The following is a 25,618-nucleotide window of genomic DNA, read 5'->3' on the forward strand; positions in this document are numbered from 1 at the left end:
AAGATTAATTTTAGGTATATTTTCTTATACTAAACATACATCCCTCTTAATTCTCGGACTTTTGGATCACATTCGACAAATACTGCAATCAAAAAGGCGCAACGAAAAAAGCGCCCGCCGCAAGGGCAAGCGCTTCGTATCAATGCCGGACAACTCTATCATGAGCCGTATATTAACGCGCCGGCGGCCATGTCCTCCGCCTTAACGCCGCCCCCGGATCCGCTAACGGCAACGGCCGTATCCCGGTACGAGGCGATCAGCCCGCCCCGCGCATCCGCCGCGAACAGCACCGACCGCTCGCTCGGCACGGTGAACCGGTAGCGCGTCTCCCCGTCCCGGATCGCCGCTTCGCAGTCGGAGCCCGATTCGGAGATAAAGATATACAGGCTGCCTTGCTTGAAGGAGAGCTTCGTACCGTAGATGCCGGGTTGGTCGCCTCCCTCTTCCCATACCATTCCGCCGCTACCTGCCTCGGATTGTTGCAGCGCCGCGGCGTATAAAGCCTGCAGCGTATCGGTGCGTTCGTTCAGCTCGAGCGGCAGCGGGCACCAGAGCAGCTTGCCTGCGCCCAGCGGACGGACGAGCAGCTCTGCGGTCTGGTTCCAGCCTGCGCCATCGGGACTGGGCACGACTTCTTTGTTCAGCTGGCCGATCTTGCGGTCCCCGAAGGAAGCCCGGTACGTGCGGCCGGCGATTCGGACCTGCTCCTCCCGCGACAGGTTCGTCAGCTTGTACGCGCCCGCCGCCTCCGCGGCCCGCGAGGTCGGCTTCCAATAGGCGTCGAGGCCGATGGGGCCAGTGAACAGCAGCGTGCCGCCGTGCAGTTCGACGTGCCCGAGCAGCTTCGCCAGCGCTTCGTCGCTGAAGCTATGCGCGCTCGGCACGATGATGAGCCGGGGCTTGTCCTTGGCCAGCGAATCGAGGTGCAGCTCGCCGATCCCGTAGAAAGGCACCTTCATGTCGTAGGCAAGCACGCGGGTCAGGCTCTGCGTGGCCTCGCAGGCGAACCTGCGGCTCGAGAAGTCGTTGGTATAAGGGAAGACGACGGCGATGTCCGCCAGCTCGCGCTCCTCGAACAGATCGGCGATGCGGCCGATGAAGCGGCCGAAGTCGTACGATACGTCCGCCTCCGGCTTCTCGGTCCCGTCCGCCCGCAGCGCGCCGATATTGGATTCGCATACGTTGTCCATGAAGTAATTCGTATTCCACAGCCAGTGGACGGCGCCCGCGCCGCCGCCCGCGAAGGCATAGGCGTACTTGCGCTCCAGCAGATTCCGCAGCTCCTCCTCCGTCCGCTTGGCGCGGTTATCCGGCATTTCTACGTACATGATGCCCGTCTCCTGGATCAGCGTCGGCTTGCCGGGGTCCTTGCCGAACAGGCCGTCCCACAGCAGCTGGTCGTTGAGCCACCACGTATGCACGTTAGTGTAGTCGACGCTCTCCGCGTACATGAACGGCGACGGCCGCGGCCCTCTGCCCAGCGCTTCGTCTTGTCCGACCGTGACGAGATGACCGGGCGCGAGCGTCCGGATCGTCGCGCTCAGCTCCGAGACCCAGCGGTTGTGCATGTCAATCGTGAACAGCGTGTAGTCGAGCCAGCGCCCGTTTTTCTTGAGCCGCTTGATGTCATGGATGTCGAACGCGATATCGGCCTGCTCGGGCGGCTCGGCGGACGCGAAGTCGGGCAGCTCGGTCGGCGTCATGTTCCATCGGGCCTGCAGCCGGCCGATCGAGCCGTGCCGCTGCCGCAGCCACTCGCTGAACGCCTGCCGCTCATACGCGTCGTGCACCGCGCGGGGACCGGTGAAGATCCGCGTCGGGTCGAACAGCGAAGGCTCGTTGATCAGGTCCCATTGCACGTTCGACGTGTCCTTGTGACGGGAGACGATCGCCGCGATGAACCGTTTCTGCGCCTGGACGCTGCGCGGGTCGAGGTAAGGATTGCGGCCCTCCCAAGCCTCGGGCGCGAAGGCAAAAAACGTGAAGGTGATCTCCAAGCCGTGCCGCGCCGCCGTCAGGATAAAGGCGTCGATCGCGCGCAGCTGCTCCTCGGAGGCGTGCCCGTCCTCGAACATCAGATGCCGCCAAGCGCTCCACATGCCGGTGCGGATCCAGTTGATGCCGGCCCGCTTCATCGTCGCCATCTCCCGGTCCCAGACCGCCGGATTCGGCAGGTTGATGAACTTGCGGCCCGTATCCGACGCCATATAGGTCATGCCGACCACGGGAAAAGGCTTGCCGTCCTTGATGAAGTAGTCCCGGCCGGCGGCCAGCGGCGTACCGCGCCGCAGCAGCTCGCGGTCGTAGCACCAGAAGCCCTGGTGCAGCAGGCGCCGCTCGCCCGAGGCGGACACGGCTTCGCAGGCGATCGCGTAGCTGCCTGCCTCGAGAGCCGCCGGCGCCATGAAGTTGATATACGTGATCTCGCTCTCCGCGGTCAGCGTTAGCTCCCGGCTCCACAGCGGCGCGTCCCCGCAGGCTGCGCCCGCCACGTCCCCCGCCCTCGCCTCGGCATCCATCCGCTCATTCGCGATCTCCTCCGCCATCTCCGCAGACTCAACAGCACTCCGCTCCTTCGTACTCCGCTCCTCCGCGATCTCCTCAGCTTCGGCAGCATCCCGCTCCGGCTCGGCCCGCTTGCTGACCGAGATCCGCAGCCGCCAATCCTCCGGCTCGCGCGCCGCGCCCCCGGCCGGCGGGATCCGCTGCGCCTGCACCGTCAGATGCGGCGTCTCGCCCGCATGATACGCCGCATAGCTCGGCTTCAGCCACAGCTCGGTCACGCCGGCGTCGCAGTAAGCCGCCCACTTCAGCAGCGCCGCAGTGCCGCCGCGCGCCCAGAATCGCGCCGTCAGCCGCTGATTGGCGAGCAGCCAGCGGCCGCCCGCGAACGCGCTTCGATAATGCTCGAGCAGCACGACCGGCGCGGTCACCTCCCGGCCGTCTGCGCTAACGCCGACGAGCAGCGGGTGAATGCGTGCGTTCATCGGGCCGGACGATCCGGTCGCCTGGTTCAGCTGGTCCCGCTCATGCGTCACATGCAGCACGAGGCCGTAAGTTTCTCCGATCGCGAACAGCTCCTCGCTGCCGGCCAGCAGGGGGCGCTCCGGATGATGCCGCAGGGAGACGGCGCGCGTCCCGTCCGCCGCCAACGCCTCGTGGATATGGATCTCCTGGTGGTAGGCCGTCATCTCCGGCTCGCTGATCCAACCGCCCGCCGACCGGACCGCCGGCCGCTTGAGCGGCGCGCCGCCCGCATGGAGCCAGCCCTTGCCCGCGCTCAGATGGCGTTTGATAGCCGGCCAGGCTTCCTTCGGAAAATGCGGACCGTGCAGGTGAACGAGCGTCCCCGCATCCGGCGCCTCTAGCGCTTCGGCCAGACCTGCCGCATCGACGACCCGGCCGCCGCGGCGAAGCTCCGTCAACGCCGCCTCGTCCGGCGCGGCGCCCTCCATGGGGAACCCCGCGTCGTAAAAAATAATCGTTTCCATAAGTTACGCTCCCTTTTCTGAAATCGTTTTCCTTTCCTTGACGCCCGTTTTATCGTTATAATGTTTCAATCGACCAGATTGAAGCAAGGAGCGATGCCGATGTGGAATCCGACGGACAAGCGAGCTTTCGTTTCTCGCTTGCGTTTGAACTGGAGTCATTTCAAATCCAAGCTGCTCTTCAAATACACGCTGTCTTATATCCTCATCTTCCTGATTCCGCTGACCGGCGTCACGGCCTCCGTCTATGAGAGCGCGGTGCGCAGCCTTCGTACCGAGATCGAGCAATCCAACCTTAACCAGCTGAACCAGGTGCAGCGCACCTTGGACGGCCGCATGACCGAGCTGCAGGAGATCGCCGGGCGCATCGCCTATGACGAGCATCTGACCTCCTACATGGTGCACCACGACTACTACGGCATGGAAGCGATCCAGACGCTGGCGAACTACAAGGCGAGCAGCAGCATCCTGCAGGATCTTTTTCTCTATTTCCGCGACGATGCCGTCGTCTACTCCTATCGCGGGCTCATGAACCTCGGCGTGGCGTTCGGGAGCACCTATCAGTTCAGCGAAGCGAGCAGGCAGGAGCTGCTGCGCGAGATGAATACCGCGATCCAGCCCGTCATGCGGCCCGCGGAGCAGGTCACGATCAACGCCCGCCAGGAGACGATGCTGACGCTGCTCGTGCCGATCAAGCCCAATAATCCTTATCCGTACGGCACGGTCGTCTATCTGATGAAGGAATCGAATCTGACCGGCATGATGGCTTCCATCCTCAACGACTTTTCCGGCAGCAGCTATATCTTCGACGCGCAAGGCATCAAGCTGACGGGGGCCAGCCATGGGGAAACGATGGACCGGGCCGGATTGAATCGGATCGCCTCGCTGTCGACCGGCATTCACAGCTTGACGCTGGACGGCAAGCAGCAGTCCGTCGTGGCGGTGAAGTCGGAGACGAACGGCTGGACCTACGTGACGACGATGCCGAGCCGCCAGTTTTTCAGCCGGGTCGCGCATATCCGGTCGCTGATCCTGGTCGTCTTCTGCCTCGTCGGCCTGATCGGCATCGCGGCCGCCATGCTGCTCGCCAAGCGGCAGTACCACCCGATCCGGAATCTGATGGAATTCGTCAAGCTGCGGGGCAACGGCGTGCCCGAAGCGGCGGACGGCCGCAACGAATGGGACTGGATCCGCCATACGATCCACGAGTACAGCGCCAGGGCGGATATGCAGCAGCCGTACGTACGCAATCAATGCCTTCTCCTGCTCCTCAAGCACGGGAAGCCCGAGGATCCCGAGATCGAGCGGCTCGTGCAGGGTGCGGGCCTGCAGCTGGCGCCCGGCAGGAGCCTCTGCTTCTCCGTCATCCTCACCTGGGAGGAACTGCCCGATCCCGCTTCCTCCCGCGCGATCGTCGCGCAGCTGGCCGAGCGGTTCCGCGAGGCGAAGTTCCCGGCGTGGGACGCCTGCGCATACGGCGTGGACCTCTCCCCGTCGGAGCGGTTCGCGCTGATGGTGACGATGAGCGCCGAGGGTCGGCAATCGGTCCAAGAGCGGGCGGAGCTGGTCGTCGGCGCCGTCCTGTCGCATCTCGGCGACGAGCTAAGGCCGCAGCTGTCGCTTGGCGTCGGCACGCCCTATGACAGTCTGGGAGAGCTGAACCAGTCGTTCATCGAGGCCGCGACCGCGCTGCAGTTCCGCCTGATGGGCGAGCAGGGCCGCGTCACCTACTTCGACCGGCTGGCCCAGCAGGAGCAAGCTTCCGGCGACGCGTACTGGCTGCCCAAGAAGTCCATGCTGAAGCTCGAGCAGAGCTTGAAGCAGGGCAACGAGGCGGTCGCCGCGCAGACGATCCACGGACTCGTGGACGAGATCCGGGGCGTGAAGCTGTCCGTCTCCCTGCTCCGATGCATCTGCTTCGACCTGCTCAACGCCCTGCTGCGCACCGCGTCCGAGTACGGCATGACGGACGTGATGAACGACCTTCCCGGCTTCACGTCGTTCGAGACGCTCGAGGAGCTCGAGAGCCGGCTGATCGAGCTGTCCGCGCTGATCTGCCGCCAGGTGGAGCGCAACACCGAGACCGGGCAGCAGTCGCTGATCGAGAATATCGTCGAGTACGTGGACAGCCAGTACGCCGACTACACGCTGAGCCTCGAGCATATCGCGCTCAAGTATTCCGTCTCCACCTCGTATCTGAGCCGCAGCTTCAAGGACAAGATGGGCGTGACGTTCTCGCAGTATATCTGGCGGCTGCGCATGGACGAGGTGATGCGCCAGCTCGTCGCCACGAGCGCGCCGCTCAAGGAGATCATCGAGCGGGTCGGCTATCTGGACGCGCCGAACTTTATCCGCAAGTTCAAGAACGAGACCGGCTACACGCCCGGCCAGTACCGCAAGCTGAACGCGCAGGTGAACGTGCCTGCCGAATGATCGCCCCCTAAAAACAAATTCTCCGCATCGGCGGGCGACGGCGGAGAATTCTTGAAGCCCGCAGAAAGGCCGTCCGCCGCAGCGGACGGCCTTCTTGCGGTGTGCGGCAGTGAGCGGCATTCTATTCTATGCCGTTGCCGTCTATCGACGGGTCGGCTGCCCACCCTTTTAGTTAGAAGCCCAGCGATCGTAGGCGCCCTGATAGATCTTCGCCATTTTCTCGGCGCCCATCTTCTTGAGCGTCTCCACGTACTTGTCCCAGTTGCTCAGCGGCTCGGCGCCGGTGATGAACTTGGCTTCCATCTGGTTGACGTACATATTGAGGTCGGAGGTCAGGCTGTTAACCTCCGTCTGCTCCTCGGACGTGAGGAACAGCGTCGGGAACGGCGGGCGAGCGCCTTGATCGAGCAGCTTGGTCTGCGTTTCCTTCGCGACCCAGATCTCGAAGTCGCCCTTCAGGCCCTTCTCGATATCGTCGGTGTTGATCGTCGGCGCCGGGATGCCGTAATTCGGCGTCAGCGTCGAGCGATATTTCTCGCGGTCGGTGCCGCCGTCCGGGATCGGCAGATATTCCTTCGTACGGGTCGCCTCGTCGGTGTATTTCCACAGAATGCCCTCAGGTCCTTTGTTGAACAGGAGCGCGCCTTCGTAGGAATACAGGTAATCGACCCAGCGCATCGACGCCTCGGGGGACGGGTTCGTGCTCGAAATGGCGAAGGCGCCCGGCGTGATGCCTGCATTCGCGGCGATGGCCGGCTTGTCCACCATGTCGCTCTTCACCGGCGCGTACATCGGATCGTCGGTCGACGGATCGCCGCCGAGGGACATGTAGGCGTTCCAGTTGGCGAACATCGCGACCTGGTTGTTCTGCACCTTGGCTTTCTTCTGCTCGTCCGTCTGCGAGAAGCTCTCGTGATCCAGCAGCTCCTCGTTCCACAGCCGGTTCATGAACGCGAGGTATTGCTTGAAGCCTTCCTCCAGCGGGGTGTAGTGCACGGTCTTGTTGTCGTCGACGTAGATCGTATCCTCGTACACCCCGAAGGAGCCGAGCAGCCAGTTGCGCACGTCGCGCAGGTTGACATCTCTGGCGTTGCTGGCCGTCAGCGGGATCTCGTCGGCCTTGCCGTTGCCGTTCGGGTCCTCGGTCTTCACCCTTTTCAGATAGGTGTAGAGCTCCTCGGTCGTGGACGGCAGCTTCGTCATCTTCAGCGCCTTGAGGAAGTCTCCGTTGTACCAGATCGGGTTGCGATACCAGTGCTGGCTCATCTCGATGACCGGCAGCGCGTAGATGTGGCCGTCCGGCGCGGTGATCGACTTGCGGACCTCCGGATTCTCGTCGAGCACCTTCTTGAAGTTCGGCGCGTACGCGTCGATCAGCGTCTCCAGCGGGATCAGGATGCCTTGTTCGCCATAGTTGATCTGTTCGGCCGTCGTCAGTCCCGCGGCATAGAACATGTCCGGATACTCGCCGCTCGCGAACACGAGGTTTTTCTTCGTATCGAAGCTGTCCTTGGGCGCGTTGCGGAAGTCGAGCTTGATGTTGCTCTGCTCGGCCATGATGTCGAGGACCTTCATCTTCTTCCAGTCCTGGTCGCCCGTGTCCGGCGCCATCAGCGTCAGCGTGAGCGGCTCGCTCACGATCGGAAAGCCTTCCTTGTTCACGCTCGCCCCCGCCGATTCCTTTTTATCGTTCGAAGCGCAGCCGGCCAGCAGGCCGACCCCCATTGCCGCCGTGAGCAGCAGCTTGCCCGTTGTTGCGTACGTTCCCATGGATGAACCCTCCCGTTTATGATGATGAGTCTTGTATATGGCCGCCCCGTCCGCCGCGATGACGGCGGGGCTTGTATAATAAACGGCCGAGGCCGGTTATTAATAAAACCCGCGTACCGTCAGCCCTTGACCGAGCCGATCATGACGCCTTGGACGAAGTAGCGCTGCAGGAACGGATAGACCGCGATGATCGGCAGCGTGGACACGACGATGACCGCGTACTTGAGCAGGGAAGCGGTCTCCGCCTTGGAGTTCATCGCTTTGGCGATGTCGCCGCTGATCGCGGCGCCCGTCGTCTCCGCGGTCATCTCCTGCAGCACAAGAATCTGCCGGAGCACCATCTGCAGTGGATACTTGGCGGCGTCGTTCAGATAGAGCAGGGACGGCAGGTAGCTGTTCCAGTGGCTGACCCCGTAGAACAGGGCCATGACCGCGATGATCGGAAAGGACAGCGGCAGGACGACGCGGGTGAACAGCCTGAGGTTCGTGCAGCCGTCGATCTGCGCGGCTTCCTGCAGTTCCCGCGGGATCGTCGTCTGGAAGAACGTCCGGGCTACGATCAAGTTCCACACCGACACCGCGACCGGCAGGATCAGCGCGCCCATCGTATCGATGAGGTGGAGGTCCCTGACCACGAGATAGGTCGGCACCAGTCCGCCGTTGAAGAACATCGTCACCAGGATAATGATAACGAACAACGTGCGTCCTACAAAATCGGAGCGGCTGAGCGCGTAGGCGGCGGGCAGCGTCACGGCCAGGTTAAGCGCCGTCCCGAGCGCCGTATAGATGATCGTATTGAGATAACCGCTCCAGATTTTGGAGTTCTGGAAGACGAGCGTGTAGCCGTCCCAGGTGATGCCCTTGGGGAGCAGCCACATCTCCCCGGCGTTCACGAGCTTCGGCGAGCTGATGGATGCGCTGATGATATAGAGCAGCGGATACAGCACGACGATCAGGGCGATGCCGAGAAATACGTACACCCCCAGCATGAACATTCGGTCGCCGGCGGACTGCTTTACGGCTGGATTGGATGGATTCATGTGCGCGTTTCCCCCTCTACCACAGACTGGTCTCGCTGGTCCGCTTGGCGATGCGGTTGACGAGGATCAGCAGGATGGCGTTGATGACCGAGTTGAACAGTCCCACGGCGGTCGAGAAGCTGTACTGCGCGTCGACCAGGCCGGTCCGGTAGACGAAGGTGGAGATCACGTCCGACGACTCCATGTTCAGCGAGTTCTGCAGGAGCAGGATCTTCTCGAAGCCGACGCCCAAGATATTGCCCATGTTCAGGATGAGCATGATCGTGATCGTGGGGACGATCGTCGGCAGATTGATATGCAGGACGCGCTTGAAGCGGCTGGCGCCGTCCACGATCGCGGCTTCGTGCAGCTGCGGATCGACGCCGGCCAGCGCCGCCAGGTAGATGATCGTGCCCCAGCCCGCGCTCTGCCACACCTCGGACAGGACGTACACCGTCTTGAACCATCGCGGATCCGTCAGGAACTGGGGCGCGTCGATGCCCACCCACTCCATCATCTTGACGATGATGCCGGAAGACGGCGACAGGAACGTGATGATCATCCCGGCCATGACGACGACCGATATGAAGTGCGGCGCGTACGTCACCGTCTGGACGGATTTTTTGAACAGTCCGTTCTTCGCCTCGTTGAAGGCCAGCGCCAGGATAATCGGCAGCGGGAACCCGACCGCCAGCGCGTACAGGCTGATGCCGAACGTGTTCCAGATCAGGTCCCAGAAATAATAGGAGTTGAAGAACCGTTCAAAGTGATCGAATCCGACCCAGGGACTATCCATGACCCCTTTGGCCGGCATGAAGTTTTTGAACGCGATCTGGATGCCGTACATCGGCAGATAATGAAATAAAACAAAGTAGGCAAGCGCCGGCGCGACGAACAGGTACAGCTCCCAGTTGCGCCAGATTCGTTTGCCGAGCGACGAGCGGCCGGCAAGCTTCTTCGGCACCGGCAGGCTGCCGCCCGGCATTTGAACTTGCTGCGTTTCTGCTTCCACGTTGCTCCTCCTCTCATGCTGGACCGCCAGGCGGAACCTCGCGGCTCGTATAGGGTTCTTCCGCCGTTTGCGTAAGCTTCCGCGGCCGCCTGATATCCTGTGAGCGCATTCATCTCGTCGGGTATCGGCGTGGTAGCGGTTACAACCAGATTGTAGGGAAGACGGGCCTGCACCGTAAATATGTGAGATGTGCATTGTCATGGTTAAAGCCGGCAAACCCTTGGGCCGCAAGGGATAGGGAATGTACGCGCTCTCATGGCGGGCTACGGGGAATGTGTAAAGTTTAAACCGGACGCGGGGCTGCAAACGATACATATTGCGGCGCAAGGCGAGGTGTGCAAACCTGATGGATGATTCGTTCGGCGGAAGGCCGACCCCAAGCGACCGATTCCAAGGAGGAAATGAACATGACGCAGACTATATCCGCCCTGCCCTCGTCGATCCGCGATTTTCTCGATCAAGCCGACCGGCGTCTCGCCCATCGCCCCAAGCTGCAGCGCTTGTTCCGCAACTGCTTCCCCAATACGTTGGAGACGACGACCAAGCTGCTGGACGACGGCACGACCTTCGTCTTCACGGGCGACATCCCCGCCATGTGGCTGCGCGATTCTACGGAGCAGGTGCGCCATTATCTGCCGTTCGTCCGCGAGGACGAGGCGCTGCGGCGGATCATCGCCGGGCTGATTCGACGCCAGCTTTTTTACATCAACCAGGACCCTTACACCAATGCGTTCAACGAGACGGCCAGCGGCAAGCACTACAACGACGGCGACCTGTCCGACATGACCCCGTGGATGTGGGAGCGGAAGTACGAGCTGGATTCCCTCTGCTTCCCCGTTCAGCTGTTGTACGACTATTGGCAGGCCTCCGGCACGACGGACGTGTTCGACGACGCTTGCTATCAGGCACTCGTGTCGATCACAGACGTCCTCCGCACCGAGCAGCGGCATATGGAAAAGTCACCCTACCGCTTCCAGCGTCCCGGCTTCAAGGAGACCGAGACGATGCAGAACGAGGGCCTCGGCCTGCCCGTCAATTACACCGGCATGACCTGGTCCGGCTTCCGGCCGAGCGACGACGCGTCCCTGTTCGGCTATAACGTGCCGGGCAACATGTTCGCGGTCGTCATCCTTGGTCATATCCGCGATCTCGCAAGCGCGATCTATAATGACGCCGGCCTCGCCGAACGGGCCGCGAAGCTGCGCGAGCAGATCGACTTCGGCATCCGCGCCTACGGCATCGTGAACCATCCGCGCTACGGCCGCATCTATGCGTACGAGACCGACGGCTACGGCAACTACTGCCTGATGGACGACGCCGGCACGCCGGGCCTCCTGTCCATTCCGTACTTCGGCTACGCCCCGGCGGACGATCCGGTCTATCAGAACACGCGGCGGTTCGCGCTCAGCTTCGACAACCCGTACTACTTCGAGGGCAAGCATGCCAAGGGCATCGGCAGCCCCCATACCAAGGACGGCTACGTCTGGCACATGGCCTTGTCCATGCAGGCGCTGACCAGCACCGACGAGCAGGAGGTCAAGGAGCTCATCGAAGTGCTGATCGCGACGGATGCGGATACGGGCTACATGCACGAGGGCTTCAACCCCGACGATCCCGCGATCTTCACGCGGCCCTGGTTCGCCTGGTCCAACTCGCTATTCGCGCAGGTGATCTGCAAGGCGATGGACAAGGGCTGGGTGTAATCGCGGAACGCGCAAAAAAACCGGCGGGCGCTCATGCGCCCGGCGGTTTTCTTTGCTCCATCGCTATTTATTGACCCCATACACGCATACACGCATTCACGCTGCCGACAGGATCACCGTCACGGCCTCCGCCCTTGTCGACAAGGCTTTTGGCGCGAACTGATTTTTTCCGATGCCGTTCATGATCTTCTTCTCTTGTAATGCGGCGATGGACGGCATGGCCCATGCGGAGATCCGATGAGCGTCGGCAAAGCCCGGCTTAGGCTGGCCGGTCGTCTCCAGCTTCAGCGCGCGGGCGATGATGACCGCCATTTCTTCGCGGGTAATCGCGGCGCCCGGGCGGAAGGTGCCGTCCGGATACCCAGCGATAAGCCCCTCCTTCACGGCAGTCGCGATATACGGCTGGGCCCAAGGCGCGATCGCGTCCCTGAATGCCGGCTTCTGGTCGACTGTCGTTATCTTCATGGCTTTGACGAGCATGACGGCGAATTCGGCTCGCGTCACTTGTCGCTGCGGCCCGAACGTTCCGTCGGGGTACCCGGTCACGAATCCAAGCGCGACAGCCTCCCGGATCCCGGCTTCCGCCCAGTGGCCCGCGATGTCCTTCAGCGCCTGGCCGCCAGTCACGGCCGCTTTCACCTTCGGCTGAAGCTCGACGAGATTCAGCTTCGAATCCACCAGCTGCACGTCGATCAGCGCGATCGTCGTGTTCGCGGCGGCGATTCGCTTGAATGCGAGCGTCGCCATTTCCGCTTTACCGTTCAAACCGGTTCCCGCGCCGACCTGCGTATGGGCGATCCGGACCGTAGCTCCCTTGAGGATCGGCTCGACCGAGAAGCCTTTAATCGGGCTGGTAAACTTCTGAAAAGACAGCTTTTCCGGATCGTAGCTGAAGGTTAAGTCGTAAGCGTACATGTCGTTCAAGTGATTTCCGACAGCCGTTAGTTGAACGCCGCCGTCCGTGAGTTGTACTTTTAATTCGATCGTAGGCTGCTCTTCCGCGCTAGCCGCAGGAATGATACAGGTGCTTATGGTAAGCAGGGTGATTATCCATGCTGCAAGTTTACGTACGGCCATTTCCTCGGCCCCCCTCCGATGATAAGCTAAAGCCCGGTCTGTTCGCCGCCGCGAACAAACCGGGACCCTTCGCTATTAATTCATCCAGTTGCTGATGATCATTCTGGCGACGGCGGCCAGTTCGCGAATCGTGATCTCGCCGCTTCCGAAGAGATCGGCTTTTTCGACCTTGGTCCAGTTCGCATCGGTCGATTTGGCGCCGAAGTACTTCGACAAGTACGACAGGTCGCGAATCGTGACTTCCGTCTGACCCGGTACGAGCGTGACGATCGCGGCTTTGAACGCCTGAATGGCCGCATTCAAGTTCGTGACGGCTTGATCGACCGCCGCCTGCGAAGCGCTCGCATCGTTATTGACGCCGTTCGCCGCATTTACGGCAGCCTGCAGGGCGGAGATGGCGGCAGCCGGGTATTGCCCGACCTTCGTACCTGCCATCGCTTGACTCAGCTGCGCTTGCGCGGTGCCCAGCGCCGCGATCAGTACGGTCTTGTCTGCGGAAGGCGTCGGAATCTCGATCACCTTGCTCTTGAACAGGACAATCGCATCGCTCAGCTTCGCGATCGCCTGTATCATCTCCGCTTCCGAAGCATCCGCACGGTCTCTAACCGCGATCGCTTGCGCAACCTCGGCCTGCAGGATCGCCTTGGCGCCAACCGGATATTGCCCAGGCTGCGTGCCCTCGACCGACTGAGCCAGCAATGCCTCTGCCTCGCCGATGATGGTACCAAGCGCGGAGTTGTCCGCGAGCTTCATTTGAATGCTTAGCTTCACGCCGTCCGTATTTGCGGCCTGGGAAGTCCCGCCGAGCGACAGGGTGAAGTCGCTTAGCGTCACGTTCGCGATGCCGGCTCCGGCACCGTTCTTCGCCTTGCCGGTCAGCCGCAGCAACTCGCCGTCGGCTTGCTCGGGCGAACCGAGCGTAGACATAATGACCAGAATCTGACCCTCGTCGGCCTTCACGCCCGTTCCCAGAATTTGCAGGCCCGGCCGTACGGCCGAGATGGCCTTGTCTGTCAGGCTGGTGCTGCCGTCTTCCGTTACGGTATCGAATTCGAGCTTCGTAGGATCATAATGAATGACGACGGACAGCGCATCGAATCCGTATACGGCGTCCTTAATGCCGAGCACCATAGGGACCGATTGACCGACCACTACGGCGGACGGACCCGTCAAAGTCACAATGCCGCTAGGCTCCTCCAACAACTGAAGCGCTTTGATCGCGCTACGCAGCGCGTAATAGGAATCGTCAGCCGCATCCTGCCCGATCCCGCTGTTCGATGCCGCAGCCTGGGCCGCGCTTAAAGCGTTCGCCAGATCGTTCCAGGAATCGAGGGTATACAGCTTGCTGTCCAGGCTGCCGGCGGTTCCGATCAAAGAGGTCAGCAGGGTTTTGTCGACCGCCGCCGGGACGCTTGGGTTCGCGGATCCGCCGCGGCCGGCTTTGACCTCGTTAAAGTAGGTTTCGACTTTCGCAACTTCGTCGGCTGTCAGCACCCTGTCATAGATGAGTACCTGCAGCACTCTGCCCATGAAGCGGAAGGGGGTTGCGGCCGCCATCGAATAACCTACGCCCAGATCCGAGCGGTTCCCTGCAAGGGCCTTCGCGTTGGTTCCCGTGCCGATGGCGTTGTTATTCACATACACGGCTCTGTTGGTTCCGTCGAGCTGCGCCCGCACGCTGACCAGATCGTTCGTGGCCGACGTGGCGATTTGCTGCCCGCCGCCCGATACGCTGCCGTCCGCGTTACCGAAGCGAATGTTAACTCTGTTTGTTCCTACGCCCAGATTAATCCCGCTCCATCCATCGTTGGCGGCCCATGTCTGGTAGGCCTCGTTCAAGCCGAAATAAACGAGTCCGCTTTGGTCGCTGGAGTTGTTGGCCGTGGCGGTCGGTTTAACCAGCGTGTATATCGTCATCTGCGTGCTGCCGTTATAATTTTTAAAGCCTGCAGCCTTTAGCGGCCTGGAGTTCGCCGCAAACTCTACATAGTCGTATACGTCTTTCTTCATCGTAGGATTGCCGGTCGGCGTTCCCAGATTATCGCCGCCGCTGCCGGGGACGTTCGCCGGGACCAGCTTCGCCGGGACGCTGCCCATATTCGTCCATCCGGTCACGTTGCCGCTGCCGTCTTTTTCTACGCCCTCATCGGCCTTGAGCCATAAGTCGAGACCATTTCTAGGAATATCGGCAAGCGTCGGATCGGTCACGACAACGCGAGCATGAGATTGACTGAGCACTTCGCCGTCTGCCGCCAGTACATAAATAATGTAAGGGCCGGGCAGCGTAGGCGCGGTCATCCCGATCGCGTCGCCGGACGCCACGGTTTCATCGTCGCCTCCATCGAAGTGTCCGCCGCTCGACGAGGAGATCCATATTTTTTTCGTCGCGTCGTCCAGATCGATCGCAAACCTGACTTTCCCGCCGGGAGCGACCGATACGTCGGCCGGAAGCATTCGGTTGGCCACCGATACCGTCGTGGTAAAATTGACGGTGATGGCATTCGGCTCCGTCGGCTTGCTGCCGACCAAGGTCCAGCTTCCTTCGGTAGCGATCTTGTATCCGCTCGCCACGGCAATGCCGTTGAGCTTGAAGGTGTAATCTGCGCTCAGCGTCAGTTCAAGCGGCCGTACCGCCGACACTTCGTATTTCTCGCCGTCCGTCACGTTGATCGCCGCCGCGCTCTGGTCGACGTATACCGTATATTTGGAGGTGGCCGTTGCTCTGCCGTCTCCATATTGGATATACAGTTTGTATTCTCCTGCGGCATTCGGCGCTTTGATGGAATTGGCGTCGCCGGAAGCCTTTGTCATCGTTTGGCCTTCATTAAACACCGTCGTGTTCGCAGGCGCGAGCCACACGGTGTCTTGCGCTTTTAGGAGACCTCGGCGGTTCAGCTTTTCGCCTTTGCCCATGATGACGTTGGATGCCAGCTCGAACTCGGTATCGGCAATGAGGCTTCTCGGGATCATGTGCGCGTATTCATTCGCAAGACCCGAATTCAATACGATCTCGTTGCCCTTAATCGGCCAGATGCGGGCTTCGCTCTTGAAGTTGTTGTTCACGATCCGGGGAGCGCCATTCTGATTGTTATTCCCGTCCACGTAACCGTCGACGGCAATCATGTCGCTCTTGCGCTTCCAGTTGTTGAACTCGAACAGACGGCTCTGTCCGGGGGCATGGGAGAGCTTCGACTGCACGACGTTGCCGATCATCTTGATGAACGTGCTGCCTTCGTCGGGATGGAATCCGTTCGTCCAGTTGTTGGAGGTCGTGGGTTTGTCGGTTGGATTCGGGTTCAGGAAGTTGTAGTTCATCTCGGTGTAATTCGTCCAGTTGTCGGGATTCCAGTTGCTGTTCTTGTCGGTGACGGGGTCGTTCGACAGATTGTTGACGGTGTCCCACGTTCCGCCGCCCGGCAAGTTACCCGGATCGCCCTGCCGTCCCAAGGAGTAAATGGCCCCGGAGTCGTTAACGACCGTGCAAATTTCTTCTATCCGGTTATAGTTGATTTTGTTATTTCTGGAGGTCGTCGTAATGTCCGGCGACCTTGCGATGCTCGTTTCATGCGTCCCATGGTAAGGGCCGCCGGTCTTGTTGGTGCCTTGGGCGGTAAAGCCGAAGCCATCGTACTCGTCCCAGCCCCAGCCGATGCTCATGGCGCCGTAAGTGGTGTCGTAAATGTAGTTGTGCAGCACCTGCATGTTCGTCGTGTAGAAGGAAGCCAGCGCGTTGGCGCCCGGGAATCCGTAGCAGGTTCTGTACAAGAAGTTATTCGTAATATAAATATTTTCCGGCACGGCTTCCGTGCCCGCCGCGAATTTTTCCTTATCGACGCCGGCCCAGTTCCGGATGGGCGTGCCTGAAAACGAGGCGGTCGATTCATGCTTAATCGCCTGATCGTTTTCGTAGATATGCTGCGGATGCCCTATTACGATCCCCGAAGCGAGGGTATCTACGATATAGTTGCCCGTTACTTCAATATCCTTGACATCGTTTTCAATATGAATGCCGTTAAATCCGGCAAGCCCGATCTCGCCGTTAAGCACCTTGATGTGCCTTGCTGCGTTGATCATGACCACTGCGGGCGGTATGTCATAGCCGCGGTAGAACGTCTCATGCCAGTTGATGCTGCTGGGGAAGTAAACTTTGTTTACGATAGAGCCTTGTACCGAGGCATAGCCGCGGGAGCTGGTCGTTACCGGACCGGTCCCGTCGCTCAGCGTATAGGTGCCCGTCAGTTCGAATAGCTTGTAGTCGGTATGGGCGAACTTGAGGCCGTTGAAGGTGATGTATTTGACGCGCCCGTCATCCGATCCCGCAACCGGGTTCGTCCGATCGCCTACCGGGATTCCCCGGATGTCGATAACCGTCTCAAGCCTTGGAATGACGACCTCGGCGGTATTGATATCCTCGCCTTCGAGCGGGATGTAGTAAAGCGTGCTCGCTGCCTGGTCGAAATAGAAATCACCGCGTTTGTTGAGGAACTCGAAAGCGTTGCGGACGACTTGGTTGTTGCCCGGATTGTATTGCGTGTTGTTGCTCAGCGACTGGGATACCGCCGCATACGGCATCTGGAAGCGGAGCATGACGCCCCCGGTCTTGCCGCTTGCTGCCGGCGCCGCTTCGATCGACGCGAAGGTGACAAACGGCCTCGCCCATCTGGCGGTAGAACCGCCCATGCTTTCCGCTTCGATGTTTTGGGGGTTTTTCGTTTCAGGCGTCAGGCCTACGCTGGCATCGAATACGATACCCGCCCGGATGTTGGTGCCGTTCTGCCACGCCCAAGGGTTATCGGCAGAGGTAAAGCTGGCTGTGGGAGTGCCGGTGACGGTTCTGTTCCCGGAAACGATTTGCGGGCTCGTCGTCATGTTGGCGCGCTTATCGTTTACATAGATCGCGCGGAGCTTGTCGCTCCGGTTCAGGGTCGTTTTATACGCCTTCAGGCCGCCCGTCTGCGTCAGGCCCTCTGCTTCCGTCCATACGCCTTTTTCCAGCATTTGGCCGGCGCTGATGACCGGCTCCGCGCCAGGTGCCGCTTCGTAGCGGATCGTGCTGGCGGCGCTTCCGGAATCGTCTTTGTTAAATACCAGGGTTTCGTCAAGCGGATAAAATCCGTCCGCAATTCGGACGACGATGTCGCCGCCGGTCTTCGGCAGCGTTCTTACGAATGCTTTTGCCTTGGCAAGCGTTTTGAACGGCTTCGCTTGCGTTCCGTCGCCCGTGTTATCGTTGCCCGTTGTAGCCACGTAGACCGTCGCGCTTGGCGCCCCGTCGGCCGCGACTGCCGCCCCGTAGAATGGCAGCATGGAAAATACCATGACCAAAGTCATCATCCAAACGAATGATCTTCTTCTCACTTTCAATAAAACCTCCTTGGATATAATTTTCCCGCTTTGAGCGATTCGCGCCTGCATCAACGATGGAAGCGCTATCAATCAATGACTTAATGATATCAGCATCCCTGAATAATCCCAGAGACGATTGTTTGTGCATAAGGAATATTATCGGGAGATGTTCCGGTCGTAAAAAAAGACACCTCGGCGGTGTCTCTGGTTCTCCTCTTTGATCTATTACTTTAAAATTGCCCCTGCCGTCAGCGCGTTTTCGATCTTCTCGTTGCCGATCAGATAGACGATGATCATAGGCAGGCTGGATAGCAGCATGCTGGCGCCGATCAGCCCCCAATCCGCGACCCCGACGTTAATGAAATAACTAAGCAATCCGACGGTGAGCGGCCGGAATTGATCCTTCGAGGCGATAATAAAGGCGAGCGGAAACTCGTTCCATATGCGAATGAATATCAGGACGCATTGCGTCATCAGCGCCGGCATGACGATGGGAAAAATGATTCGGAAGTAAGTCTGATACACGTTCGCTCCGTCCATGCATGACGCTTCCTCCAATTCCTTGGGCAAGGACCGGAGGAACGCGTACAGCATCAATACGCAGGAAGCGATCGCGAACCCGGAATACGGCAGGATAAGACCCAAGTAGCTGTTTTTAATATGCAGCGTCTTAATCAATTGGAACAGGGGAATGACGACGACTTCAATCGGCACGATCAGACCCAGGGATACATAGAAGAGCGCCGCCGAATTGAACTTCCACTGCATGCGGCTAAGGCAATAGGCGAGCATGCTCCCGGTCGTCAGCGTGAGAGCGATCGTCCCTGCGGTATAGATCAGACTGTTCTGGAAGTAGGTGTAAAAATGATATTTGGACAAGGCTTCGCCGAAGTTCAGCCAGTCCCAAGAGGCCGGAATACCGAACGGATTGGCATAGGCCTCGTTCTTCGACTTCAGGGACATCGTAACCATCCAATACAAGGGAAACAAAAACGTGCAGCCAACGGCCACCCAGAACAATCGGCTCAACACTTTCAGAAAAATCACTCCCTAGCTTAGAACTCCAGTTTCCCTCTCGCCACGAACCGCTGAATGACGAAGGATATGAAGAGACATTGAAGAATGAAGATCACGGCAATCGCGGTCCCTTTGCCAAACTGGGAGGTATCGAACGCCATGTAATACATCTGGTAGATCACGGTTCTCGAGGTATCCCCGGGTCCTCCGGCCGTCATGACGCGCACATGCGAGTAGAAGGCCATCGAGCCTAGCGTAGAGAGAATCAATACGTACTTGATGACGTTTTGCAGCAAGGGGATCGTGATCTTAAGGCACACCTGCGCAAAGCTGGCGCCATCGAGCAAGGCCGCTTCATAGTAGTCTTTGGGGATCGTCTTGATTCCCGTATAGAACAGGATCGCGTTGAGTCCGATATATTGCCATAGGAACGACAGCCCGATGCTGGGCATGACCGTTTTCTTTTCCGTCAGCCAGGAGTGCGTCCAGTCGCTTAGTCCGATGGAATGAAGGATGCTATTGAACAGTCCCCAGTTCGGCTCATAGAACGCAAGCCAGATTTGGGCTACGACCGTCACCGACAAAATGGCGGGAAACATGGCCGCCGTCTTAAAAAAGCGGCGCAGCCTTGGCGTCTGCACATCCATAAAGAGCGAGAGCATCATGGACAGGGGCAGCCCCAGCAGCAGCGATATGCCGACGATGAGATACGTATTTCTATGCGCGGTCCAAAAGGAAGGCATCGACAGCACTTCCCTGTAATTGTCCAACCCGACAAAGCCAAGATTGCGGAATCCGTCATGGTCATGCAGGCTCATCCAGATCTCCGGGAGCAGCGGATAGACGCAGAAGACGGTAAACAGCAGCAAGGCCGGCGCAGCAAACACGAAAAGGGACATCTTGGTGCTGAAATACTTGTTCATAGCGCTCTCCACCGTTTAATTTATGTCTAACCCCCCGCGGGCTCGCCGAGGGGGATTAGCTGTTGTCGATCCGTTAATTGTTAAACCACGTGTTCTCGCTCCAGATCTTGCTCAGCGCTTTGTTAAAGTCCGCGGCGGCGTATTCGCCCGTCAACAGGTTCGCGCCTTGCGTGGAGATCTCGGCGGATGCCCGCGCATCCAGCGAATTCAGCGCCATGGAAGCGATTTTCTGAGGAATCGGATTGTACCAGTCCACGAACTTCTGCATCAGCGGGCTTTTTTCCGAAGACGGGTTGCCGGTCTGCAGGGAGATCGGCGCTCCGGTCGTCTCGAAGTACAAGGCGTCCGCCATGGCGAGGAACTCGGCCAGCTGGACCGCCTCATCCGGATGCTTGGTCTTGCCGCTGACCGCATAACCGTTCAGCGGAGAACCCCAGAACTGCACGGATTTCGTAGGATCATACTTGTCGCCGGCGCTCGGGAACGGGAAGAAATCGACCGTCTCGTCTTTGGCGAGATTCGGGAGCTCCCAGGTGAACATCATCAACATAGCGGCCTTTTTAGAGGTGAACATCTCCATCGCCGGTCCATAATCCAGGTTGGCGATGCCATCGGGGAACACGCCTTCCTTGACCAGCGTCTCGATCCGGGCCGCTCCCTCCTGGACGGACGGGTTGTCGAAGTTCGTTTTATTGCTCACGAGGTCAGCCATCGCCTGCGGATCGCCGATCTGTATCATCTGCTGCAGCAGGAAGAGCTTCGGTCCCCATCCGTCTTTGCCGGGCGTAACCGCCGGAACCATCCCTTTGCTCTTGAGCGATTTCGAGATTTGAACGAACTCGTCGAACGTAGCGGGCACTTGAACGCCGGCTTGCTCGAACATATCTTTGTGGTAGAAGATCACCGGCGTGAAGTACGTATCCGCGCCCGAAGACAGACTATAGATTCCTCCATCGACGTGTTTCAGCGCATCCGGTACCGAATACTTGTTCAAGAAGCCATCCTTGGAGATATAAGGGGTCAGATCCATAATGCTTCCCGTGCTTTTGAGCGGCGTGAAGTAGCCCGCGTCATTCCAGAATACGTCCGGCATATCCTCCGACGCGTTCAACGTTTTCAGCTTGTTCGCCATATCCTCGCCGCCGCCGCCGGGCTCGAATTCGACCTCGAGATTCGGGAGCGCTTCCGCGATTTTCGGTTTAATGAATTTTTCCATGATGTTATTGCGATTCTCGTCGGTCGTAATCGTGATGACTCTCATTTTGATCTTTTTGCCGTCCGTCCCCGCGCTCTCCTGGGCGCTGTCCTTGGGAGCTTCCGCGCTCCCCGCCGCGACCGACGGGCTGCTGTCGGACGGCTGACTGTTGCCTTTTTCATTCCCGCCGCTGCATGCCGACAAGAGCAGCAAAGCGCTCGCCATAAGGACCGCAGCCCTTGCCTTTGACTTGTTTTTCATGGTTGGCCTCCCCTACGATACGATCTCGTCTCGGATTGATTCGGCATTGAAAGCGATATCAACCTTGAATTCATCTTACGAATCTTCCCATTTTTAGTACAGAGATTATTCTAGGCCCAGAAGTAAAATTAACGGCAAAAAAGACGCAAGAGAGAAGTTTCGCTTCCTCTCTCGCGTCTGTTTTTAATGGTCTATCCGATGTTGTTCACGTACTTGCTGGGCGGAATCCCCATGTATTTCTTGAAGCACTTGCCGAAATAGTTGGCGTCCGCATATCCGACCCGGGCCGCTACGGCCTGGATGACCTGCTCTCCCCGGTCGAAGAGCTCCTTTGCTTTCATGATCCGCGTTTCGGTCAGATAGTCATTAATGGTGACGGTCGTTTCCTTTTTGAACACAAAGCATAGGTGATTGTAATTCATATGCACGCTCTTGGCGATATCTTCGATTCGCAGCTCTTCATTTCCATAATGGCTCGCTATGTACGCTTTAACCTCTTCGATGACCTTGGCGGATCGATTCGGTTTTCGGCGGTGCGCATGGTCCATTACTTTCAAGATTAAGGCACGTATCCAGCTTTCCAGCTCGCCCAAGGTCTTCATTTGCTGGACATGCTGAAGCATGTCGGGCTGCGTCGTGTGCCTGAAGACATCCTCGAGGCCTTGAGACGATTCGGCTAAAAACTCTACGCACGTCGAGACGATCTCCATGCCGGCGAGCAGCAGCATCTCGATCGAGGCTTGCTTGGCGCGCACATGCTCGAAAAAAGCCGCAAGCCACTCCTCCGTCACGGACAAGTTGCCGATGCGCATGCACATCAGCAAACCGCTTCTTTTTTCCACCGGGAACAAACTGACGTTCATGCCGGCTTCAGCTGCTTTGGCATAAGTGAATACCTCGTTGCCCCCCATAACGAACCTGCGCTTCAACGCAAGCAGCGCTTCCTTGTAAGAAACCGAAATCGACGCCCACGATCGGCAGCCGCTCCCGATTCCGATCGTTGCCGAGAACGGCAAGTCTTGAACCTTGTTACGAATCTCTCTGCACAGCGATTCTACCCCGTTGCACGAGTCGTCCGGCGATCCGACGACGATAACCAAGCGGTCTTCGTAGTCGCGGCACACGGCGCATTGATATACGCTCTCCATCTCGCGCACCGCGATCTCCTGGACGACGGCCTTGCGCCTCAGCAGCTCCTCTTCGCGGTTCCAATCGTCGCAAGGATCCAAATCGACCACGACCGCCAGATAGTAAGGGCCCTCCACCTGGATCCCCAAGTAGGCTAAGCGGTCCTGTCCGGGCGCCGATACCGCGTGGCCGTTGCCCTGCAGCAAGCCGTTCAGCGCTTGCTCCTTCAATACAGGCAAGCTTTCCCTCGCTTGCTTCCGCAGATCCTCAAGCTCCATCCGGGCCAGGCGTTCCGTACTGATCTGTTCCTTCATGTCCATCAGCGAGCTCCGCAGCTCTCCCTCGTCAATGGGCTTCAGCACATAATCGAATACGCCCAGATGCACGGCTTGTCTGGCATAGACAAATTCGCTGTGCCCCGACAGCACCATGAATTTCGTTCTTTGATCGCACTGCTTGGCTTTTTGTATAAATTCGATGCCGTTCATAATCGGCATATTCATGTCGACCAGAACGACGTCCGGCTTCAGCTCGGGCATGAGCTCCAGCGCTTCGGCGCCGTTTTTGGCTTCCCCCGCGATTTGAAAGCCAAGCTCCGTCCACGGCAGCGAAATCTTCAGGGCTTGCCTGAAGTAATATTCATCGTCTACGATAAGCACCTTGTACATGACAGAACCTCCTGTTTCACCGCTCAGCGCGTGTGGTCAATCTGTTCGTCTCATGGAAAACGCGGACGTTAATAATGTCTGAGAGGCAAAACGATCGTAACCTTCGTGTAGGAGCCGAATTCGCTTTCTACCCTCAGCCCGTATCGGTCTCCGTACAGCATTCGGATCCGATGAGATACGCTCCTGATTCCAAATCCGCCTTCCTTGGATGCAGCCGTTCCTGTCATCAGCGCCTGGATTTGATTCTCATTCATGCCCACCCCATTATCGAATATCTCGATTTGCAGTTCCTCGCCGACTCGCCGTCCGCCGATGCGTACGAATCCTTTTTCGTTTTTCATCTTCAGACCGTGATAGATGGCATTCTCCACGATGGGCTGCAATGTCAGCTTCGGAATGGAATAAAACAGGATGTCTTCGTCGATTTCCATGGTATACGTCATATACTCCACATAACGGAGCTGCTGGATTTCCATGTAGCTTGCCGTTAAACGCATTTCGTCCTTAATGGAGATGATATCATTCCCGTTGCTTAACGAGATTTTATAGAAATCCGCCATATACTGGGCCGCGGTGATAGCTTCCTTTCCCATGTTCAGCTTGATGAGCGAGATGATGGTTACGACCGTATTGTAAAAAAAATGAGGCTTGATTTGAGATTGCAGCAATTTAAACTCCATTTCGGCCTTCATCTTCTGTTTTTCCGTATTCTCGACCATAAGAGCTTCGATGCGGTCCATTAAATTGTTGAAGCCGTCGCTTAAATATCCGATCTCATCCCTAGATTGGTATGCGCTTCTGACATGCATCTTTCCCGTTCGAATCTCCCGCATCGTCTTGGCAAGACGGAAGATAGGGCGTGTTATCGAGCGAGACAGCAGAAAGGAAACGATCAAAGCGAGAAGCAGGCACACCGCGCCGATTCCAATGATCAACTGATTGATTTTCTTTCGTTCCGACGTAATATCGTCGATGGGAACCGTACTGACGATCGTCCAATGCAGCGGCGTAAATCGTTGCGTGGATACCAGCATCCGTTCGCTTCCGCCGGCCTGCGTAAAGCTGACGTCTTTTTGCCCGAAGTCGGGGATGGATATGGAGAACGCCTCATTGAAATTACGGTACAGCAATTCTTTGTTTTTTGCGGAAATGATGTTGCCGTCCGAATCGAGAATATAAAATTGTCCGCCCTTGTAATTTTTCCCCTCCTCGTAGATCGAGGTGATCACGGCTTCTTTGACATATAAAAAAACGCGGCCGATCGTTTTTCCCGTATCTTTATGAACGACCGTCTTGGATACCGCGAATACGTTGTCCTCCCCTTCATACCGGAATTTGAACTTGATCAACCCCGTCCAGACGGGCAAGTAGGAACGATCCGCGGTCTCGTCGTCATCCCCGAAGAGGCGCGAGGCGTACTCGTTATCGGCAAATCCCACGTCCACCCACTGCCGATTCGAGGTGAGAATGCTTACCGCTTTAATTTTGGTGTTCGGCTCTACGATATTGCTGATCGTCTCTGAGAGGACTTTGTTCATGGAGAGGTTGCTCAATCCCGTTACAGGCGTGCGCGCATCGGAATCGTTTTTCAGCAGATCGTTGTACAGCGCATTCTGCAACCGATAGTCGCTCGCCAGGATTTTAGAATAATCCTCGATCGTAGACAACAAGGTTTGCAGATTATTCTTGATGAGGACAAGCTCGCGCGAAGAACCGTTGACGGCCTTCCCGATAATGGCTTTTTGCGAGATCGTGTTGGTGAAGATCGCTTGCGTGGAGATAAAAAAGACAATGATCAGCAGGTTTGCGATAAAAATTTTATTTTTAATCGATATGCCGCCTACATACATTGTAAACCCTTTCATTTTGCGATAGCTTCCTTTCCCCGGAAGATCGGTAAGCGGTGTACTTTACAGTATTAGCAGAGGAGACCTGCCTGTCAACTTGAATTTTGCCAGGGCGACGTTCGTCCTGGATTTTGACATTTTTCGCGCTTCCGCCATAAAAAGCCGCCGAGCGCTCCCGCGCCGGCGGCTTCGAAATCTGACAGCGGGTTAAGACGGGAGACGAATAAAGAAAGGGCTGCCCGCGCAGGCACCATCCGGCGCCGCGCGAACACCCCTGCTCCCGCTGTATCTGTCATCCTATACGAGCTTCCGAAGATCACCCTTGGGCGGGCATCCCCGGACTAGCTATACCTTCTCGATCTCCGTCGCGTGCTCCGCTTCGTCGGCTACCTTGCCGAATCGGCCCAGACGGTCCAGCGTCAACTTGTAGCCGTCGTTGCCGTAGTTCAGACACCGCTTCACGCGCGAGATGGTCGCCGTGCTGGCGCCGGTCTCCGCTTCGATCTGGTTGTATGTCTGGCCCTTGCCGAGCATCCGCGCAACTTCAAGCCGCTGGGACAGCGATTGAATCTCGTTGACCGTACACAGATCGTCGAAGAAAACGTAGCACTCCTCCACGGACTTCAGTGTCAGAATCGCTTCGAACAATTGGTCGATCGACTTGTCGTTCAGCTTTTTCAGCTGCATTAAGGCACACCTCAGTTTCTAACGAGTCGCTCCGTTGCGTAAAC

General features: G+C 58.3%; 14 protein-coding genes. 2 read left to right on the forward strand and 12 right to left on the reverse strand.

Annotated features, from left to right (window positions below; genetic code table 11):
• Positions 1–158 precede the first annotated feature (158 nt).
• A complete protein-coding gene (locus tag PQG80_RS13995; RefSeq protein WP_271751988.1) occupies positions 159–3,491 on the reverse strand; it encodes a beta-galactosidase in 3,333 nt (1,110 codons plus the stop codon).
• Positions 3,492–3,590: 99 nt separating this feature from the next.
• Here PQG80_RS13995 and PQG80_RS14000 point away from each other — a divergent pair, with 99 nt between their 5' ends.
• On the forward strand, positions 3,591–5,921 hold the full coding sequence (locus tag PQG80_RS14000) for a helix-turn-helix domain-containing protein (RefSeq protein ID WP_271751989.1): 2,331 nt from the start codon (positions 3,591–3,593) through the stop codon (positions 5,919–5,921).
• A gap of 168 nt (positions 5,922–6,089) precedes the next feature.
• Here PQG80_RS14000 and PQG80_RS14005 read toward each other — a convergent pair whose 3' ends face one another.
• From PQG80_RS14005 to PQG80_RS14015, 3 genes are all read right to left on the reverse strand, one after another.
• Positions 6,090–7,691, reverse strand: coding sequence for a type 2 periplasmic-binding domain-containing protein (locus PQG80_RS14005; protein WP_271751990.1), 1,602 nt, complete (start codon positions 7,689–7,691; stop codon positions 6,090–6,092).
• Between the two features lie 119 nt (positions 7,692–7,810).
• Positions 7,811–8,731 (reverse strand): carbohydrate ABC transporter permease, encoded by a 921-nt coding sequence (locus PQG80_RS14010; RefSeq protein ID WP_271751991.1) that lies wholly within the window; start codon positions 8,729–8,731, stop codon positions 7,811–7,813.
• Positions 8,732–8,747: 16 nt separating this feature from the next.
• The gene (locus PQG80_RS14015) at positions 8,748–9,695 is read right to left on the reverse strand and encodes an ABC transporter permease (protein ID WP_271752117.1); all 948 of its coding nucleotides are present in this window, start codon (positions 9,693–9,695) and stop codon (positions 8,748–8,750) included.
• 434 nt (positions 9,696–10,129) lie between these two features.
• Here PQG80_RS14015 and PQG80_RS14020 point away from each other — a divergent pair, with 434 nt between their 5' ends.
• A complete protein-coding gene (locus PQG80_RS14020; RefSeq protein WP_271751992.1) occupies positions 10,130–11,425 on the forward strand; it encodes a glycoside hydrolase family 125 protein in 1,296 nt (431 codons plus the stop codon).
• A 96-nt stretch (positions 11,426–11,521) separates the two neighbouring features.
• On the opposite strand, the gene PQG80_RS14025 is transcribed toward PQG80_RS14020, so the two are convergent.
• The 8 genes from PQG80_RS14025 to PQG80_RS14060 all read right to left on the reverse strand — a co-directional run bounded on the left by PQG80_RS14025 (position 11,522) and on the right by PQG80_RS14060 (position 25,574).
• A complete protein-coding gene (locus tag PQG80_RS14025; protein WP_271751993.1) occupies positions 11,522–12,502 on the reverse strand; it encodes an S-layer homology domain-containing protein in 981 nt (326 codons plus the stop codon).
• 75 nt (positions 12,503–12,577) lie between these two features.
• Positions 12,578–17,860 carry a cohesin domain-containing protein gene (locus tag PQG80_RS14030; RefSeq protein ID WP_271751994.1) on the reverse strand — a complete coding sequence of 1,761 codons (5,283 nt, stop codon included), beginning with the start codon at positions 17,858–17,860 and terminating at the stop codon, positions 12,578–12,580.
• A gap of 213 nt (positions 17,861–18,073) precedes the next feature.
• Entirely contained in the window at positions 18,074–18,880 is an 807-nt protein-coding gene (locus PQG80_RS14035) for a carbohydrate ABC transporter permease (protein WP_271751995.1), read from the reverse strand.
• Between the two features lie 23 nt (positions 18,881–18,903).
• Positions 18,904–19,788, reverse strand: coding sequence for a carbohydrate ABC transporter permease (locus PQG80_RS14040; protein ID WP_271751996.1), 885 nt, complete (start codon positions 19,786–19,788; stop codon positions 18,904–18,906).
• A 73-nt stretch (positions 19,789–19,861) separates the two neighbouring features.
• Positions 19,862–21,244 (reverse strand): ABC transporter substrate-binding protein, encoded by a 1,383-nt coding sequence (locus tag PQG80_RS14045; protein ID WP_271751997.1) that lies wholly within the window; start codon positions 21,242–21,244, stop codon positions 19,862–19,864.
• A 191-nt stretch (positions 21,245–21,435) separates the two neighbouring features.
• Positions 21,436–23,040 (reverse strand): response regulator, encoded by a 1,605-nt coding sequence (locus PQG80_RS14050; protein WP_271751998.1) that lies wholly within the window; start codon positions 23,038–23,040, stop codon positions 21,436–21,438.
• Between the two features lie 68 nt (positions 23,041–23,108).
• A complete protein-coding gene (locus PQG80_RS14055) occupies positions 23,109–24,905 on the reverse strand; it encodes a cache domain-containing sensor histidine kinase (protein WP_271751999.1) in 1,797 nt (598 codons plus the stop codon).
• Between the two features lie 327 nt (positions 24,906–25,232).
• The gene (locus tag PQG80_RS14060; RefSeq protein ID WP_271752000.1) at positions 25,233–25,574 is read right to left on the reverse strand and encodes a YerC/YecD family TrpR-related protein; all 342 of its coding nucleotides are present in this window, start codon (positions 25,572–25,574) and stop codon (positions 25,233–25,235) included.
• Positions 25,575–25,618: the final 44 nt, after the last annotated feature.

It is taken from the genome of Cohnella rhizoplanae (assembly GCF_948329515.1).
Taxonomy (GTDB): domain Bacteria; phylum Bacillota; class Bacilli; order Paenibacillales; family Paenibacillaceae; genus Cohnella; species Cohnella rhizoplanae.

Excerpts from the sequence above, each read along its gene's own strand:
- PQG80_RS13995 (WP_271751988.1), bottom strand. The coding sequence starts at position 3,491 with ATGGAAACGATTATTTTTTACGACGCGGGGTTCCCCATGGAGGGCGCC.
- PQG80_RS14000 (WP_271751989.1), top strand. The coding sequence starts at position 3,591 with ATGTGGAATCCGACGGACAAGCGAGCTTTCGTTTCTCGCTTGCGTTTG.
- PQG80_RS14005 (WP_271751990.1), bottom strand. The coding sequence starts at position 7,691 with ATGGGAACGTACGCAACAACGGGCAAGCTGCTGCTCACGGCGGCAATG.
- PQG80_RS14010 (WP_271751991.1), bottom strand. The coding sequence starts at position 8,731 with ATGAATCCATCCAATCCAGCCGTAAAGCAGTCCGCCGGCGACCGAATG.
- PQG80_RS14015 (WP_271752117.1), bottom strand. The coding sequence starts at position 9,695 with ATGCCGGGCGGCAGCCTGCCGGTGCCGAAGAAGCTTGCCGGCCGCTCG.
- PQG80_RS14020 (WP_271751992.1), top strand. The coding sequence starts at position 10,130 with ATGACGCAGACTATATCCGCCCTGCCCTCGTCGATCCGCGATTTTCTC.
- PQG80_RS14025 (WP_271751993.1), bottom strand. The coding sequence starts at position 12,502 with ATGGCCGTACGTAAACTTGCAGCATGGATAATCACCCTGCTTACCATA.
- PQG80_RS14040 (WP_271751996.1), bottom strand. The coding sequence starts at position 19,788 with ATGAACAAGTATTTCAGCACCAAGATGTCCCTTTTCGTGTTTGCTGCG.
- PQG80_RS14045 (WP_271751997.1), bottom strand. The coding sequence starts at position 21,244 with ATGAAAAACAAGTCAAAGGCAAGGGCTGCGGTCCTTATGGCGAGCGCT.
- PQG80_RS14050 (WP_271751998.1), bottom strand. The coding sequence starts at position 23,040 with ATGTACAAGGTGCTTATCGTAGACGATGAATATTACTTCAGGCAAGCC.
- PQG80_RS14055 (WP_271751999.1), bottom strand. The coding sequence starts at position 24,905 with ATGAAAGGGTTTACAATGTATGTAGGCGGCATATCGATTAAAAATAAA.
- PQG80_RS14060 (WP_271752000.1), bottom strand. The coding sequence starts at position 25,574 with ATGCAGCTGAAAAAGCTGAACGACAAGTCGATCGACCAATTGTTCGAA.